This window comes from Arcobacter arenosus, from assembly GCF_005771535.1.
Taxonomy (GTDB): Bacteria; Campylobacterota; Campylobacteria; order Campylobacterales; family Arcobacteraceae; genus Halarcobacter; species Halarcobacter arenosus.
This window is the reverse complement of sequence record NZ_VANU01000006.1, coordinates 17,902-33,630: the sequence shown is the minus strand read 5'-3', so window position 1 is coordinate 33,630 and position 15,729 is coordinate 17,902. Positions and strand designations below refer to the sequence as shown.

The 15,729-nt window shown below is 27.5% G+C and carries 17 protein-coding genes; 6 read left to right on the top strand and 11 right to left on the bottom strand.

Going from position 1 to position 15,729, the window contains the following annotated elements:
• Positions 1 to 18: 18 nt before the first annotated feature.
• From FDK22_RS12975 to FDK22_RS12965, 3 genes are all read left to right on the top strand, one after another.
• Positions 19 to 963, top strand: a complete 945-nt coding sequence (locus FDK22_RS12975) for a malate dehydrogenase (RefSeq protein ID WP_138153410.1) — start codon at positions 19 to 21, stop codon at positions 961 to 963.
• 58 nt (positions 964 to 1,021) lie between these two features.
• Positions 1,022 to 1,312: a heavy-metal-associated domain-containing protein gene (locus tag FDK22_RS12970; protein ID WP_138153409.1), complete on the top strand. Its 291-nt coding sequence runs from the start codon at positions 1,022 to 1,024 to the stop codon at positions 1,310 to 1,312.
• A 65-nt stretch (positions 1,313 to 1,377) separates the two neighbouring features.
• Positions 1,378 to 1,743, top strand: coding sequence for a YfiM family lipoprotein (locus tag FDK22_RS12965; protein WP_138153408.1), 366 nt, complete (start codon positions 1,378 to 1,380; stop codon positions 1,741 to 1,743).
• 30 nt (positions 1,744 to 1,773) lie between these two features.
• On the opposite strand, the gene FDK22_RS12960 is transcribed toward FDK22_RS12965, so the two are convergent.
• The 5 genes from FDK22_RS12960 to FDK22_RS12940 form a co-directional block, all read right to left on the bottom strand.
• On the bottom strand, positions 1,774 to 2,349 hold the full coding sequence (locus FDK22_RS12960; RefSeq protein ID WP_138153407.1) for a superoxide dismutase: 576 nt from the start codon (positions 2,347 to 2,349) through the stop codon (positions 1,774 to 1,776).
• A 117-nt stretch (positions 2,350 to 2,466) separates the two neighbouring features.
• A complete protein-coding gene (locus tag FDK22_RS12955) occupies positions 2,467 to 3,048 on the bottom strand; it encodes an ankyrin repeat domain-containing protein (protein WP_138153406.1) in 582 nt (193 codons plus the stop codon).
• Between the two features lie 113 nt (positions 3,049 to 3,161).
• Complete coding sequence (locus FDK22_RS12950) at positions 3,162 to 3,752, bottom strand: hypothetical protein (protein ID WP_138153405.1); 591 nt, start codon at positions 3,750 to 3,752, stop codon at positions 3,162 to 3,164.
• A gap of 58 nt (positions 3,753 to 3,810) precedes the next feature.
• A complete protein-coding gene (locus tag FDK22_RS12945) occupies positions 3,811 to 4,977 on the bottom strand; it encodes an FAD-dependent oxidoreductase (RefSeq protein ID WP_138153404.1) in 1,167 nt (388 codons plus the stop codon).
• Positions 4,970 to 5,296, bottom strand: coding sequence for a hypothetical protein (locus FDK22_RS12940; RefSeq protein WP_138153403.1), 327 nt, complete (start codon positions 5,294 to 5,296; stop codon positions 4,970 to 4,972). Before FDK22_RS12940 ends, FDK22_RS12945 begins: the two co-directional genes overlap by 8 nt.
• 251 nt (positions 5,297 to 5,547) lie before the next feature.
• On the opposite strand from FDK22_RS12940, the gene FDK22_RS12935 reads away from it, so the two are divergent.
• On the top strand, positions 5,548 to 6,435 hold the full coding sequence (locus FDK22_RS12935) for a DnaJ C-terminal domain-containing protein (protein ID WP_138153402.1): 888 nt from the start codon (positions 5,548 to 5,550) through the stop codon (positions 6,433 to 6,435).
• Between the two features lie 12 nt (positions 6,436 to 6,447).
• The gene (locus FDK22_RS12930) at positions 6,448 to 6,828 is read left to right on the top strand and encodes a heat shock protein transcriptional repressor HspR (RefSeq protein ID WP_138153401.1); all 381 of its coding nucleotides are present in this window, start codon (positions 6,448 to 6,450) and stop codon (positions 6,826 to 6,828) included.
• Between the two features lie 14 nt (positions 6,829 to 6,842).
• On the opposite strand, the gene ftsZ is transcribed toward FDK22_RS12930, so the two are convergent.
• The 6 genes from ftsZ to fliW form a co-directional block, all read right to left on the bottom strand.
• Entirely contained in the window at positions 6,843 to 7,988 is a 1,146-nt protein-coding gene (gene ftsZ / locus FDK22_RS12925) for a cell division protein FtsZ (RefSeq protein WP_138153400.1), read from the bottom strand.
• On the bottom strand, positions 7,988 to 9,385 hold the full coding sequence (ftsA, locus tag FDK22_RS12920; RefSeq protein ID WP_138153399.1) for a cell division protein FtsA: 1,398 nt from the start codon (positions 9,383 to 9,385) through the stop codon (positions 7,988 to 7,990). The genes ftsZ and ftsA overlap by 1 nt, the downstream gene beginning before the upstream one ends.
• A 2-nt stretch (positions 9,386 to 9,387) precedes the next feature.
• Positions 9,388 to 10,851 (bottom strand): peptidylprolyl isomerase, encoded by a 1,464-nt coding sequence (locus FDK22_RS12915; protein ID WP_138153398.1) that lies wholly within the window; start codon positions 10,849 to 10,851, stop codon positions 9,388 to 9,390.
• An 84-nt stretch (positions 10,852 to 10,935) separates the two neighbouring features.
• On the bottom strand, positions 10,936 to 13,230 hold the full coding sequence (recD2, locus tag FDK22_RS12910; protein ID WP_228711717.1) for an SF1B family DNA helicase RecD2: 2,295 nt from the start codon (positions 13,228 to 13,230) through the stop codon (positions 10,936 to 10,938).
• Positions 13,230 to 13,583: a hypothetical protein gene (locus FDK22_RS12905; protein ID WP_228711716.1), complete on the bottom strand. Its 354-nt coding sequence runs from the start codon at positions 13,581 to 13,583 to the stop codon at positions 13,230 to 13,232. Before FDK22_RS12905 ends, recD2 begins: the two co-directional genes overlap by 1 nt.
• 8 nt (positions 13,584 to 13,591) lie before the next feature.
• Complete coding sequence (gene fliW, locus FDK22_RS12900; protein ID WP_138153396.1) at positions 13,592 to 13,966, bottom strand: flagellar assembly protein FliW; 375 nt, start codon at positions 13,964 to 13,966, stop codon at positions 13,592 to 13,594.
• A 106-nt stretch (positions 13,967 to 14,072) separates the two neighbouring features.
• On the opposite strand from fliW, the gene FDK22_RS12895 reads away from it, so the two are divergent.
• On the top strand, positions 14,073 to 15,728 hold the full coding sequence (locus FDK22_RS12895; RefSeq protein ID WP_138153395.1) for a flagellar hook-length control protein FliK: 1,656 nt from the start codon (positions 14,073 to 14,075) through the stop codon (positions 15,726 to 15,728).
• Position 15,729 lies beyond the last annotated feature (1 nt).

The window sequence follows — 15,729 nt, the reverse complement described above, 5'->3', positions numbered from 1 at the left end:
ATTTTAATAAGGATAATTATGGATAATAAAAAAGTTGGTATTATTGGAGTTGGAAATGTTGGTTCAACTCTTGCATACACTCTTGCTCATAAAGGTATTTGTTCTAAAATAGTTCTAAAAGATATTAGAGAAAATATTGTTCAAGCAATGGCTTTAGATATTTCTCAAAGTGCAAATGCTGCAAAATCACATACTATTGTAACCCCTGCTAAATCAGGTGTCGACTTAAAAGGGTGTGATATTATTGTTATAACTGCTGGACTTCCAAGAAAACCAGGTATGAGTAGAGACGATTTACTATTAACAAATGCAAAAATTGTTTCAAGTGTTATTGAAGATATTAAAATTTATGCTCCAAAAAGTAAATTAATAATTGTTTCTAATCCCCTTGATGCAATGGTTTATACAGCAATTAAATCATCTGGTTTCTCAAGAAATCAGGTAATTGGAATGGCTGGAATTTTAGATAGTGCAAGAATGTCTCACTTTATTCTTGAAAAAGTTGGATATGGTGCTGGACAAATAGAATCTTCAGTTATGGGTGGACATGGAGATGACATGGTTCCACTTCCAAACTACTCTACAGTTGCAGGTGTTGCCTTACCTGAGATATTAAGTAAAAATGATATAAATGATATTGTAGAAAAAACTAAAAATGGTGGGCTTCAAATTGTAAAGCTTCTGGAGACAGGTTCTGCATATTATGCTCCTGCCCATGCAACTTCGTTGATGGTTGAGGCAATTTTAGATAATAAAAGAAAGATATATCCTTGTGCAGTAATGTTAGATGGTGAATATGGCTATGAAAATATAGTTGGTGGAGTTCCTGTTATGCTAGGAAGTAATGGTATAGAAAAAATTATTGAATTAAATTTAAATAATGAACAAAAAGAACTATTTGAAAAATCTATAAACTCTGTTAAAGAGCTTGCAAATACACTTGAAGAGAAATTTTTTAATTAATATTAATTACATATTAAAATGATATCATAAAAAAATATTTCTAATGAAGGATTAAAAAATGACAAAAACATATGAAGTGTTAAATGTAAAATGTGGAGGTTGTGCAAACACTTTAATTAATGGATTAAAAAATGAATTTGGTGAAGTTAAAGTTGACTTAGATGTAAACCCTCGAAAAATTACATTAGATATTGAAGATACTCAAGAAGAGAGTTTAAAAACTAAACTAAGAAGTTTAGGATATCCATTAACAACTGATGAATTAAGTGGATTTGATAAAGCTGCAACAACAGCAAAAAGTTTTGTATCATGTGCAGTTGGAAAATTTAATGAGGCAACAAAAAAATAACTAAAATTAAGCTTTTTTTATAATTTAGTGTGTTATAACATACTAAATTATAAAAGGATTTTAAAATGAAAAAACTCTCTTTTCTTCTATTACTAATATCTGCAACTTCGTTATTCTCTGCAGATAGTAACTCTATTAAACACTTTGGTTTTTCTGGAATTTTTGGATATGCTGGAGAAACTATAATTCATGATTATGAATCAATAAGTCAAACAGAAAAAGTTTTATATGGAACAGCAATTGGTTCAATTCCAGGTCTTGCAAAAGAATTAACAGATAAAAAATTTGATAATGAAGATATGGCATTTAATGTATTAGGTGCATTAACAGGAAGTTTATTAAGTAATTATTTAAACAATAATGTTTTTGTTACGATGGAGCATAACTCAAAGAAAAAAAGTAATAAACTTTTAGTTTCTATGAAATTCTAATAAAAGAGGTTTCCCTCTTTTATTATAGTTTTATTTTAGATTTTCAGCTACAAAATCCCAGTTAACTAAAGCCCAAAAGTTCTCTAAATATACTGGTCTTGCATTTCTTGTATCAATATAATATGCATGTTCCCAAACATCAACAGTTAAAACTGGAGTTAAACCATCAGTAATTGGAGTTCCTGCATTTGATGTTGAAACAATTTTTAAAGCTCCACTTGAATCTTTAACTAACCAAGTCCATCCTGAACCAAAGTTATTAACAGCAGCATTTGTAAAATCTTCTTTAAATTTATCAACTGAACCAAAAGCTTCTGTTAAAGCACTTGCAACTTCATCACTAATTGAAGAACCACCAGGAGTTAAACCATTCCAGAAAAAGTCATGGTTAAATACTTGAGCAGCATTATTAAAAACCCCACCTTCACTACTTTTAATAATCTCTTCTAATGACTTGTCAGCAAACTCAGTACCTTCAATTAAACCATTTAATTTTGTTACATATGTTTGGTGATGTTTACCGTAGTGAAATTCTAAAGTCTCTTTTGACATTTGTGGTTCTAAAGCGTCTAATTCGTATGGTAGTTTCATTAATTCGTGTTTCATTTAAAATCCTTTTATAAAATATTATTACTGTTATTTTACTACTATAACTTAAATTAAAATTAATAAATTTATAGTAAATTTTTTAATTAAGACAAGTTTTGTCCTATTTACAATTATCTACCTAATTAATAGGCTTTCTAACTTATTTTCTTTAGCAAAACTCAAGGCACTATTACCAAAATTATCTTTTTGGTTTATATTCGCATTGTTTTCAATTAAATAATTTATTAATTTTATTTGCTTGTAAAAAATTGCATAAAAAATTGCATTTGCTCCTACTTGATCTTTTAAATTAATATCAACACCAAAAGCTAATAACTTTTTTATCAGTGTCAAATTACCTTTATAAACTAAATAAAATAGTGCATGGAGTTTTTTATTTAAATGTACAATTAAGCTAATTTCTTTTTTTAATAAAACTTCAAAAGCCACTTTATTATTAGTTTGGATTGCCCAAAAGAGTCCATTTCTTCCACCATTGTCTCTTTGGTTTATATCTACACCTAAACTAATAATATCTTCAAATCTCTTGTTATTTTTCTTAACAATTGATTCAAAAAAAGCAGACCATCCATAACTATTTTGGTAATTTATATCTGCACCATTAAAAATTAATTGTTTAAAAGTTTTTTCATCTTCTATATTTGTTAAGAGCAAATCAGAAAGTTCATTTTTTTCAATTAAATGATTATTACTCATTATTAATCCTTTTATAAATGATAATATATATCAAGAAAAGTATATAAATTTATATTTAAAGGGGATTTAGAGTATTAGTTAGTTAGGGTTTTTAAGTAAAGAGAAGATTCTCTTTACTTTTTGATTAATTCAGAAAGTGGTTTAAGAGCTGATTTCATCTCTTCTTTTGTCATAGAACCATCTAAAGCCCCTTCTTTAACACTTCCTTCATAAATTTTTGTAATAGTTCCTTCTTTACTTAAAAGAAACGCGGCATATTTTGTTTTAGCATTATCAGTTACATAAAGTGCATTTACCATATCTCCATCAAAATCATAAATCATAGGAATATTTGTTCCTTCATTTAGATCTTCAAGTTTTCCTGGAATAAACATTTTTTTAACAAACCAAGGAGCACTCGAGATATTTGCAACCATTACATATGGTAAATCAATATTAAACATAGTTGGCAACTCTTTAACTACAGCTAAAGAATCATGATTCCCAACAACAATCAAAGTCTCTTGTCCTTTTTTGAAAAGTGTTTCTCTTTTAATTTTACCATCTTTTCCTACAAGCTCATATTCACTCGGAATAGAATCATATTTTGCAATTTTAACAACATTATCATTTGCTAAGATTTGTTTTGGTTTTTCTGCTGTTAAAAAAACTAATAAAGCAAAACCTGCTACACCTAAAAAAACAACTTTTAATAGATTTCCCATCTTTGTCCTTCTTTTTTAATTTGAATTAAGATTGTATCAACAATATATTAATTATTTATTAATGATTTCTTTTAACCCAACGTTTAAACAATCTATGAGTTAAAATCTCTTCTTGAATATCTTTTTGGTTTAAAATATTCTCTACTAAAAGATTTGCTAAGTATGGAGATAAGACAAATCCCCTGCCCCCAACGCCATTTATTACATATAAATTATCTTTTGTTATTAGCATATTGTTTTTAATATGAGAACCATTTTTTAAGTGGGGATATTTTTCTATAGTTTTTTCTGAATCAATTATTTTACCAACCATTGGAAAATAATCTACACTAGATGCCCTAGCACCAACTTTTAAACTTCGAACTTCTACATCTTCAAGTTTTAATATATCATTTGCTTTATCTAATAACTCTTTTGTATCATTTTCACATCTTTCAAGACTATAGTTGTGTGATGTTAACTTATTGATATTAACACCTTTTATACAAAGATTACAATCTTTTACACTACACTCAAGTCTATGGTGTGTTGCTCCAATTGAAACAATATTTTTCTTTTTTTCTTCATCATATTTAGAAAAAGATATAGAACAAGCCTTGTGATAGTTTTTTAAAACTTTTGTAGAGGTAAATACATCAATTTTTTGTCCCCAAACTGCTCTTATATTAAAATATTCTTCTTCAATTAATTCAATATCAGCACCTATAGTTAAAATGATATTTTTCCCTTTTATATTTCCATTAAGAAGCCAAAAATCTTCATCTTTTTTTAGTCTATAAACTTCAAAGTCCAAAAGTTTTTCAACATCTTTTGCTAGTTGTTCGCAGATTTTTTGCGAATTTACATGGGAACCTATTTCAAAAAAATATCCATCTCCCTCTTCTTTAAAAGGGAAATCCATATAAGGGATATAACTTTCAAATTTTTCTCTATCTTCTTCATTTTTAGGGATTCTAACAACTCCGCAATTATTAATCTCATTAGGAAAGTTTTCTTTATAAAAAGAAACAGAAAATTTCAGAGCATTAGTCACTAAATCTTTAAACTTATTAGGTTTTCCAAGTAGTGGAGATAAAAAAGCTCCTGCTGCACCACTTGCACCAAAACCAACTTCTGGGTTTTTATCTATTAGTAAAATAGAATCTGAATATTTGGATAAAAAATGAGCAACACTACATCCTGCAATACCAGCTCCTATAATAATAAAATCATACTCTTTAGACATTTTTATGTATCTCTTCTAAAATTTGAAAATTTGGTCGCCAATAGCCTCTTCCACCCCTTAAACTAAAACATTTATGATTTGGAAGTTTTTTTCTGTAAAAGTTCAATCTTTCTTTTGTAGTTTTTCCAGTATCACAATAAAAAACAAAAATAGTTTTTTCATCCATTAAAGCCATTTCATAAGGATTATATGTGATTGTTTCAATATTCGGTAATGGCTTTAATATAGTATCAACCAGTACTATTTTATAACCATCTTTTTCTAATTCAATAGTATTTTTAAGTAACTCTTCTTGAGTCCATTCATCTTTTGTAAACATAACTATATGATTGCAAAAAAGGGTTTAAAAAGTGTTAAAGTATCAATTTTAGTTTAGCTATTACCACTCAACTATGCTAATTAATATTTACAACTTGATTGACAATGACTCAAGTTTATGGTATAATATTTATTATAATTAAAACAATTTTAAAAATATAATCTTTTTAATTTGGTTAACTCCAATGATAAAAAGAAAGTAGATAAATATAATTTAATCCTTTAGTAAAGGACTATTTTAAGGACGAGGAAATGGCAAAAAGTTTATACGAAACATTAGAAATAAATGATACAGCATCTGCTGATGAAATAAAAAAAGCATATAGAAAATTAGCAAGAAAATACCATCCAGATGTAAATAAAGATAAAGATGCAGAGGAAAAATTTAAAGAGATAAATGCTGCATATGAGGTTTTAAGTGACCCAGAAAAAAAACAACAATATGACCAGTTTGGTGATTCAATGTTTGGTGGTCAAAACTTCCATGATTTTGCAAGAGGTCAAGGACAAAATGTTGATTTAGATGAGATTTTAAGACAAATGTTTGGAGGGGGAGCTGGATTTGGTTCTTCTGGTTTTTCACAAAGTGGTTTTAGTGGATTTGGAGGATTTGGGAATCAAGGTTTTAATGAACCAGATTTAGATACACAAGCACAAATTACAATCCCCTTTGATGTATCAGTATTAGGTGGGAAACAACATATTTCATTAAATAATGACTCCTTTGATATAAAAATACCTGAGGGTATTAAAAATGGACAAAAAATAAGAGCAAAGGGTAAAGGAAAATCTTATAATGGACAAAGGGGTGATTTAATTATAAAGATTAATGTTGCTTCAAGCCCTGATTATGAAAGAGATGGTAGTACATTGACAAAATCTTTTGATTTACCACTTAAAACAGCTTTATTTGGTGGAAAAGTACAAATTAAAACTATCCATAAAGATATTACACTAAAAGTTCCACAAAATACTAAGCAAAACCAAAAATTTAGAGTAAAAGAACTTGGGGTATTAGATAGAGCTGCTGGTTCAAAAGGTGACTTATATTTAAAAGCAAACATTGTTTTACCTAAACTTGAAGACTTAGATGAAGATTTGGTAAAATCACTAGAAGAGAAATTACCAGAAACAGTATAAGGAATAGATATCATGGATAACAAAGCTTATAATGAACCTGTATATTTAATCTCTGCTGTGGCTGAAATTTTAAGTATTCATCCACAAACTTTAAGACAATACGAAAGAGAGGGTTTAATTAAACCCTCTCGTACAAATGGAAAGATTAGACTATATTCTCAAAAAGATATTGACCATATTAAATATGTATTAACATTAACAAGGGAATTGGGAATTAATCTTGCAGGAGTTGATTTAATACTTCAACTAAATCAAAAAATAGAATCTTTAGAAGTAGAAGTTGAAAGTTATAAAACTAAATTAAAAGATGTAAATAAATTCGGTCTTGTACCAAATTCGAAAGCTTTGGTTATTAAAAAAAGTTCTTATGATATTGTGATTTTTGAAGAATAAAGAGTAAATTAAATTTACTCTTTATTGATTTGAAATTGTACTTTGTAATCTCTCATTAATGGTGGAATATCTAAATAGTTCTCATCATTAGTATTTGTCTGTTTTGTAGAATTTTCCCCATCATTTACATTTGTTTCATAAGGTTCATCATTTTTAGATTCAAATCCAGTTGCAACAATAGTGATTTTAACTTCATCTGGTTCTAAAGTATTATCAGAAGTCGTACCAAAAATAATCTCAGCATTTGAATCAATTGTTTCATGAATTCTTGACATTACATCATTAATTGCAAATAAAGATACTTGTGGATGTGTATTAAAGTGAATTAAAATACCCTTTGCACCACCAAGTGAAACTTTATCTAAAAGTGGTGAATCAATTGCATCTTCTAAAGCTCTTTGTGCAGCTTGATCACCTTTGGCTTTTCCTATACCCATTAAAGCCATACCTTTATGTTGCATAATTGTTTGAACATCGGCAAAGTCAGTATTAATATCAGAATTTCCTGGATTTAAAATAACCTCAGTCATACCATTTACTGCTTGGTAAAGAATATTATCAATAATTTTAAAGGCATCTTTCATACCAACATTTTCATCAATAATCTCTAAAAGTCTATCATTAGGAACAACTATAATAGAATCAGATACTTTTTTAATCTCTTCTAATCCAAGATTTGCAAGTCCTGCTCTTTTTTTACCTTCCCAAGTAAATGGTTTAGTTACAACAGAAACTGTTAATGCCCCAATATCTTTTGCCGCTTTAGCAATAATAGCAGCTGCACCTGTACCAGTTCCACCACCAAGACCAGCAGCAATAAATACAATATCAGCACCACTTAAAGATTCTTTGATATCTTCATAACTTTCAACTGCTGAATCTCGCCCAACTTCTGGTTTCATTCCAGCACCAAGACCTTTAGTAAGCTTCAATCCCAATTGAATTTTTTTAGGAGCTTTTGATATTCTAAGAACTTGCAAGTCAGTATTTGCTGCAATTAAATCAATTTTATGCGTTCCTTCGTTAATCATGTGGTTGATCATATTACAACCACCTCCACCAACTCCAATTACAGAGATTTTTGCTATATTTTCAGATAAGGTTTTGTTAGGCATTTCCACTTTGATATCATCCACTCCAAATAAATTTTTATTATCCATTAGAACCACTCCGTAATAGCATTCCAAATTTTGTTAACACCCTTACTTTTATCTTTTTTGTTAAGAGTAGGTAGTTTTCCAGAATCATCTAATTTTGGGTCCTCTTTTTTAATATTCTTTTTTGCAACTTGAGGCTTAGGCGTACTTAAATCTAAACCACTTAAATCTTGACTTTCTATTTTTACTGTTGATAAATCATCAATTTTTCTTTTTTTAATTAATGCTTTATTTGAATCTAATTCAAAATTTCTATTTGGGTCAAGAGAATATAAAAGTAATCCAACAATTGTTGACATTTTTTGATCTTCAAAACTCATATATCCATTTTTAATATTTACTGGATTAGAAACTTTTACCGGTAAATTATCAAAAATTAATGTTGCTAATTCTTGAATACCTTCAAGCTTACTCATTCCACCAGTAAGAACAAGCCCTGTTCCTAAAGTTTCATAAATACCACTTTTTTTAAGATCACTTTTTATTAATGTTAAAATCTCTTCAACCCTTGCATGAATAATTGTTTGAACATGCTCTAAAGAAACTTCAGAAGAGATTTTTTCATCACCAATTCTTGGTGTTCTAATCTTTTTATTTTGAATCTCTTCAAGACTTCTTAATAGATTTCCATATTCAGTTTTTATTTTTTCTGCAGCAACTGGTGGGGTATGTAGCATAACAGAAAGGTCATTTGTAATATGATTTGATCCAACTGGTAAAAATCCATTATAAATTAAAGAAGAGCCTTTATAACAAACATATTGAGTTGTTGTTGCTCCAATATTAATAACCGTAGCCCCAAAGTTTCTTTGCTGTTCATCAAGAACAGCAATAGCAGAAGCATATGGATCTAAAACAAAGTTAGTAACTGAAAGATTTGCCATTTTCATAGCCGATTTGATATTTGTTAAAGCTGTTTTTTTAGCAGTTACAACAAATACTGAAACTTCAAGTCTTGAACCATTCATATTTAAAGGGTTTTCAACATCAGCTGAATCATCTATTTTAAAGAAGATTGGTATAACATGAACAACATCATATTCTGGGATTATTGTTGCATTGTATAATGCCATTTGTAAAACTTGATTTATCTCATTTTCGGTAATAAGTCCATTTGGGATATTTACACTTCCTGAACTTCTAATGCATTTTGTGTATGCACCTGTTATTGAGACAACAGTAGATTCAATTGGTTCTGTAGTATTTTTTTGTGCTATTGAAACAGCTTCTCTTATAGAGTTAGAGGCATCCTCAATATTTGAGATCACCCCTTTATTAATTCCATCACTCTTAGAAGACCCTGTTCCTAAAATATTTATTTTATAATCTAAATTATTCTTTGCAATAACAGCAGTTATATAAGAAGACCCTATATCTATTGCTAAGAGAGTTTTATTCAAAATTACTCCTCGAATGTTACAGAAGATTGTACTTCATATCTATTTTCTAAATTTTTAACTAAACTATTCATTAATTCTTGGTTATAAAGATTATTCATTGTAGTTTTAACAGCTTCATCCTTTGAAGCATCATAAGAAGCTAGTTTAGAACTGTTAATTTTATAAACTACAACTTTCTCACCAAGTGAAATTGTACCTTGTTTCTGTGTAGTTGAAAATAATTGGTTTAAAAAAGTTAATGCTTCATCTCTTGCAAGACCATCAATTTTATCAACTGAATCCCTTGAAACTAAACCAATATTTTTACCATCAAAATTTTCTAAAGATTTTTTCGCAAGTTCATCAAGCCCTTTAGCTTTTTGAATTGCCTCAAAATCAACAACAACTTTAGCTCTTGCATCTTCAAAAGATAAAGTTTTAGGTGGGATTCTATTTGTAATTTTTACAATGATATATTTCTCATCAACCAAGAAAGGTTTTAATAAATCTCCTGGCACTGCATCTAGAATCTCTTTATTATTTTCTTCCCCAAAATTTAATGCAATCTCATTAACTCTATTTTTAGCTGTTAAAGAAGCTTCACCTTTTTTAATTGCTAAATATTTTTTTAAGGCTTCTTTTTTTGTTTCTTTTAAATCTAAAGCTTTTACAATGTCATCTTTTGCTTCATCTAATGATTTAATCTTTCCATCTTCTTTTTTCAAATCAGTTTTGTTCATATTGTAATACTCTGTAATCTCTTGCTCAGAATAAGAACCAGAAATTAAAGAAACTTCATCATACTCGTAAGAGATTGCACTTTGTGATTTATAATTATCTTTATTCTCTTCCCAATATTTTTTTAATTCATCTTCATTTATTGTTACATTTATATCATTTGAACTTAAGATTTTAATTGAGATATCATCTTGAGAAAAAAGTAATTTGTTTAAATTTTCTAATTCAGTTTTATTAGCCTTAACACTGAAGATTTTTTCAACTTTTTGTAATAACAAATCTCTTTTTACATTTGCTTCAAATTCAGTTGGATTTGTTCTGTTTTGATTTAAAACAGTAATGTAAGTATCTTTATTAAATTTACCATCTTTTATAAACGCTGGTATTTTAACTAACTCTTTTGCAACTTCTTCATCTGTAACATCTAATCCTATCTCGTCTGCAAATGAAAGAATAAGATTTTTTTGAATTACCATATTGTAAGCTGCTTCTTTTAATTTTAATTGATCAGCCATCTCTTGGTTAAACTGTTGTCCAAAAATTCTTGCATATTGATCGTATAGTGATGAATATTCCCTTTGGTATTCACTAACTGTTACTTCTCTATCACCTACAACTGCAACTGCTCCACTCTTTGAACCATAGTCATAAGACCCCCATCCTACAAAACCAGCTCCAACAAAAGCAATAGTACTTATCCAAATTGTTATAACAAGCCATTTTTTGTGTCTCTGCATCCAAGAAATCATAAAATATTATCCTCTTAAAAATTTTGGATATGATACTCAAAGAATGCTTTTAAATAGGTAAATTAATTATTCTTATGCTTAATTTTATTTTGAAAGTAAATCGTTGATTACAGATTCTCTTTTTGTTGTTTCAATTCTTTTGCAAGCACTTTTAAAAGCATCCTCTTCACCAACGATAAAACACATCTTTTTCGCCCTTGTAATTGCGGTATAAAGGAGCTTTGTATTATGCATAATATAGTGGGAAAAACTCATTGGAATCAAAGCATTTTCATACTCCATTCCTTGTGTTTTATGTATTGTTAAGCAATATGCTAAAGATAAAAGATTAGTTAATTCATCAAAATCATAGAAAACTACCATATCATCATTTGGGTATAAAACAATCACATTATTTTCTTCAAAATCAAGTTTTATTATTAGCCCTAACTGACCATTAAAAACTCTTTTTTCTAAAAACTCACTAGAACCAGATTTATACATTTTCATAGTCTGAGCTTTCATGTTTTCATTTTTAATATGTATAACTTTATCAGTCATTCTAAACTCATAAAGCTTAGTTTTATAACCTTTTGCTTTAGTATGATTAAATAATGTTTGCAATTGCATATTTAAATTTTCAACCCCCAAAGGTCCAGCTTTCATAGGGGTAATCACTTGAAATAAAGTCAATGCTTTTGATATATCTTTTTTCTTAATAAAATCATAAAAACCCTCAATATAATGACTTGAAATATTTAAAATTGTATTTAAAATATTTTCACTTATATTCGCCCTTACATTTGAAAATTCATTTTGCGTACTTGAATTTTTTACTCCATAATAATTATTTATTGATACGTTAACAAATTTAAAATCTTGATAATCTTTTTCATATTCAGGGATATTCCCTTCTCTAATATCATTTGCAATTACAGCTATTGCTTGGTCTTGGCTTTGTCTATATATTTTTGTAAGTTTGCATATTGGAGCTAATTCATGTTTTATAGCATCAGCTAAAATATTTCCTGCCCCAATTGCAGGAAGCTGTCCATCATCACCTACAACTATGAAAATTGTATCATCTGATATTTTTTTTATAAGATTATAAAACATAACAGAGTTTACCATTGATGCTTCATCAAGTAAGATAACCTTATGGGGGAAAAATTCTTTATCCTCATGTTTTACAAAAAGTGATTGAATAGTACTACTATTATATCCCGTGGTATCAGAGATTCGCTGAGAGGCAATTCCACTTAAAGCAATAGTTATAATATCATCATATGATACTATCTCTTCAAGTAGTTCTAAAACTGCCCTACTTGATGTTGATTTACCTGTTCCTGCATAACCAATTAAAAAAAGTGTTTTATTCCCATTATTGATTAATTCAACTGCTTTTTTTTGTTCAGTACTTAATTCAAAACCTAATGATATTTGTTTTTTTTCAAGGTATTCATCAAAACTTGATATTATCTTCCTATTTAAGTCATTTTTTCTTCTCTCAAAGAAATCTAAAATTCTTCGTTCTGCATTATAAAGCATTGATGGAGATAATCTATTAGGAGTTGTTTGAAATATTTGTTCTTCAACAAGCATCTTTGTAATAACATTTTCATATAAAATATCTTCATTATTAAAATGTAAAGATTCATCTAAAATTTTATAAAGATGTGATTTATCTATTGAAGAGTTTCCATTATTGTCACAAAATTCTCTTAATGTATAGTTTATACATGCATTTATTCTAAAATCACTTTTAGGATCTATTCCCAAAGATTTTGCTATCTCATCGGCTCTTTTAAATCCAATCCCTTTTATTTGTATTAATAGATATGGATTTTTTTCTATTTTTTCAATTAAATTATCAACTTCACTAAAATGAGAATAAATTTTATTAATTAGATTTGAAGTAACTCCAAACTTTGATAAAAACTTTCCAAGTTCCCTTAGGTGTTTAAATTTTTGCCATGAACTTACTATTTTATCTAGCTTTTTTTCTTTAATACCTTTGAACTTTAAAAGTTCACTTGGATTTTCATTTAAAATCTCAACAAGCTTATCTTCAGAATATTTTTCTAATAATTCATGGGCAAATTTTTTACCAACCCCTTTAACAATCTTAGTTAAAAAGAAAAACATCTCTGCTTCTTTTAATTCTAGAGTTTGAAATTCAAATTGAACCCCATATTTTTTATGGGTTGTCCAATCCCCTTTAAGTAAAATCTCTTCCCCTACTAATTTTTCTAAATCTGTATCAAAATAAGTTCCACATATTTTTTGATTATTTTCTAGTACTGCAATAACATATTTGGTTTCTGCATTTTGATATAGTACTTTTTTTATTACGCCAGATAGATTAAAAAGTTTCTCATTTTCTTGAATATCTTCAGACATCAATATCCATCATCAAATTTACTTTTTTTGTGTTTATCTTTTTTGTAGGAACTTTTGTTTTTCTCTTTTTGTAGAAGGTTTGCATCTTTTAATAATGTATCCCTTTCATCTTCAAAACTATCACTTGAGTTTTCTATATAGCTTAGGGTTTTATTTATAAAAGCTATTAAAGACCTTAAATAGTTTGAATCCAAAGGTACAGATTTAACTCTTTTCATATCCTCATAGTTTTTCAGTGTTCTTTCTTTAAAAAGCTCTTTGTCAAAATTTTCTAATTTTAATAAAGAGATTGTTCTAGTAAAAAACTTTTCTAAAACTCTAATATATCGTATTCTTAATTGTTTTTCGTGCATATTCAAAACTATAAACTTGGTAATATATCATTAAGACTTTCAAGTCCTAACTCTTCTAGATTTAAATGGATTTGACCCATTTTTTTTGATTTTTCATTTATAATTACAGGTGAGAAGATATTCATAGAAGATTCTGAAACTTGAGTTTGTAAAACAAAAATATAAAAAATAGAAATATCTTCTATAGATTTAATTTCAAGTTTATTTTTAAAATCTTCAGGAAGTTCAAAAGCTAAAGATTTCAAAGCTCCAAAACTCATTAACCTAAGAGTTATACCAGTATCATTACCTTTGATTACTGAAAAAAAATCATCAAGTTTAGTTAATTCAAACTCTGTTTCATCTTTACAACCATCAATTGGAATTACAACTTTATAACTCATTTACTTCCTTTTTGTGTGATGTGATTCTACAAAAAATATAATTTGAAGTCAATTAATAACTAGTTTATTATAATAATCATTTAACTGATTATGGTATACTTTGTGTATGATAGTTTCAAATAACAACAACCTTTTGAATATTTTACTACCAAATGACAATAAAGTCTTAAAAGAAACATTAAAAAATGCTGATGCACAAACTTTACAAAAATTTCAAAATGGAACTGCTACAGTTGGGGATATTTTAAAAAATCTCTTTGAAAATTTAAAAACTTCAGATAAAAGTCAAGTAAGTATTCAAAACTTTTTAAAAGACACAAATATTTTTAAAATGGAACAAAACTTTTCAAAATCAATTGAACAAGTATTATCCCAATTAAAAACGAACCCTTCTTTAGATAAATTTACTAATCAAATAGATACACTATTAAAAAATATTACAAATTTAGATGAAAATTCATTAAAACAAATGATTGATAAATCAGGTATTTTTTTAGAGTCAAAAATTGCAAATCAAATCAATTTAGAAATAGGCAATCAAGGGAATCTACCTAAAAACATAGCTGAGTTATTAACACAAATAAAAACCCTTATAAAAGATATTCCAAATTTAGAAGCAAAAAATATCACTAATCTAATTGATAAGATATTACAAACAAATTCAAATCAAACAATTACTCCTAATAACTTGCAAGGAGAACTTAAAACTTTAGTTTCTAATTTACAAAATCTATTGTCAAATATTTCTTCAAAAGAAGTTACAAATTTAAGTAATCTAACTCAAAAGCTTGAAAACTTATCTTCTCAAGCTCAACTTGTAGAATCAAAAATTGCAAATACAAATACACAAGTTGAAAATAATTTGTTAAATAATAAAGAGATAATAAACACCAAAACACTAGAGACTTTATTAACTTTAAAACAAGAACTAGTAAATATAAAAGGTATAGATACAAAACCATTAAACCAACTAATTGATAAATTGTTAAATTTACAAAATCTTTTTACAAAAATCGATTTACCTAATTTAAATCAAAGTGGTTTTCAAAGCAATTTTGCTACAAATTTAGATTCTCTTTTGACAAACTTAAAAACATCAATACAAAATCTCTCTTCAAGTAGTGAAAATTTAAATCTTCATCAAAATATAAATAAGACTATACATAAACTTGAAACTATTATAAATAATTTAATTCAAAACCCAAATAATTTTTTACCAAAAGAATCAAACCCTATACAAAACGATATGAAAGCTTTGCTTTTACAGGTACAAGCTGAATTAATTTCAAAGGGGGATTCCAATTCCCAAGAGACTATAAAACAAATTGATAGACTTATTACTCAAATTGAATATCATCAATTGCAATCATTAGTTTCTAATTCAAACAATGTATATATACCTTTTTTATGGGATATGTTAGATGAGGGTTCAATCTCAATGAAAAAAATCAATGAAGATAAATTTTATTGTGAAATCAATTTATCATTAAAGGAGTTTGGAGAAACAAACCTGCTTTTAGCTTTGTATGATAAAAATAAATTAGATTTAACAATTTATGCTTCTAAAGATAGTTTCAAGAAAACTTTACAAGAATCTCTTCCAAAATTAAGAAGTTCATTAAATTCTGTTGACTTAATACCTGTAAATATTAAAATTGTGAATATAAAAAAAGAAGATACAAAAGAACAAAAACAAATGAACCAGTTTAACCAAAACAATGATTTTATAAATCCTAGTTTTGATCTTGATATAAGGGTATAAA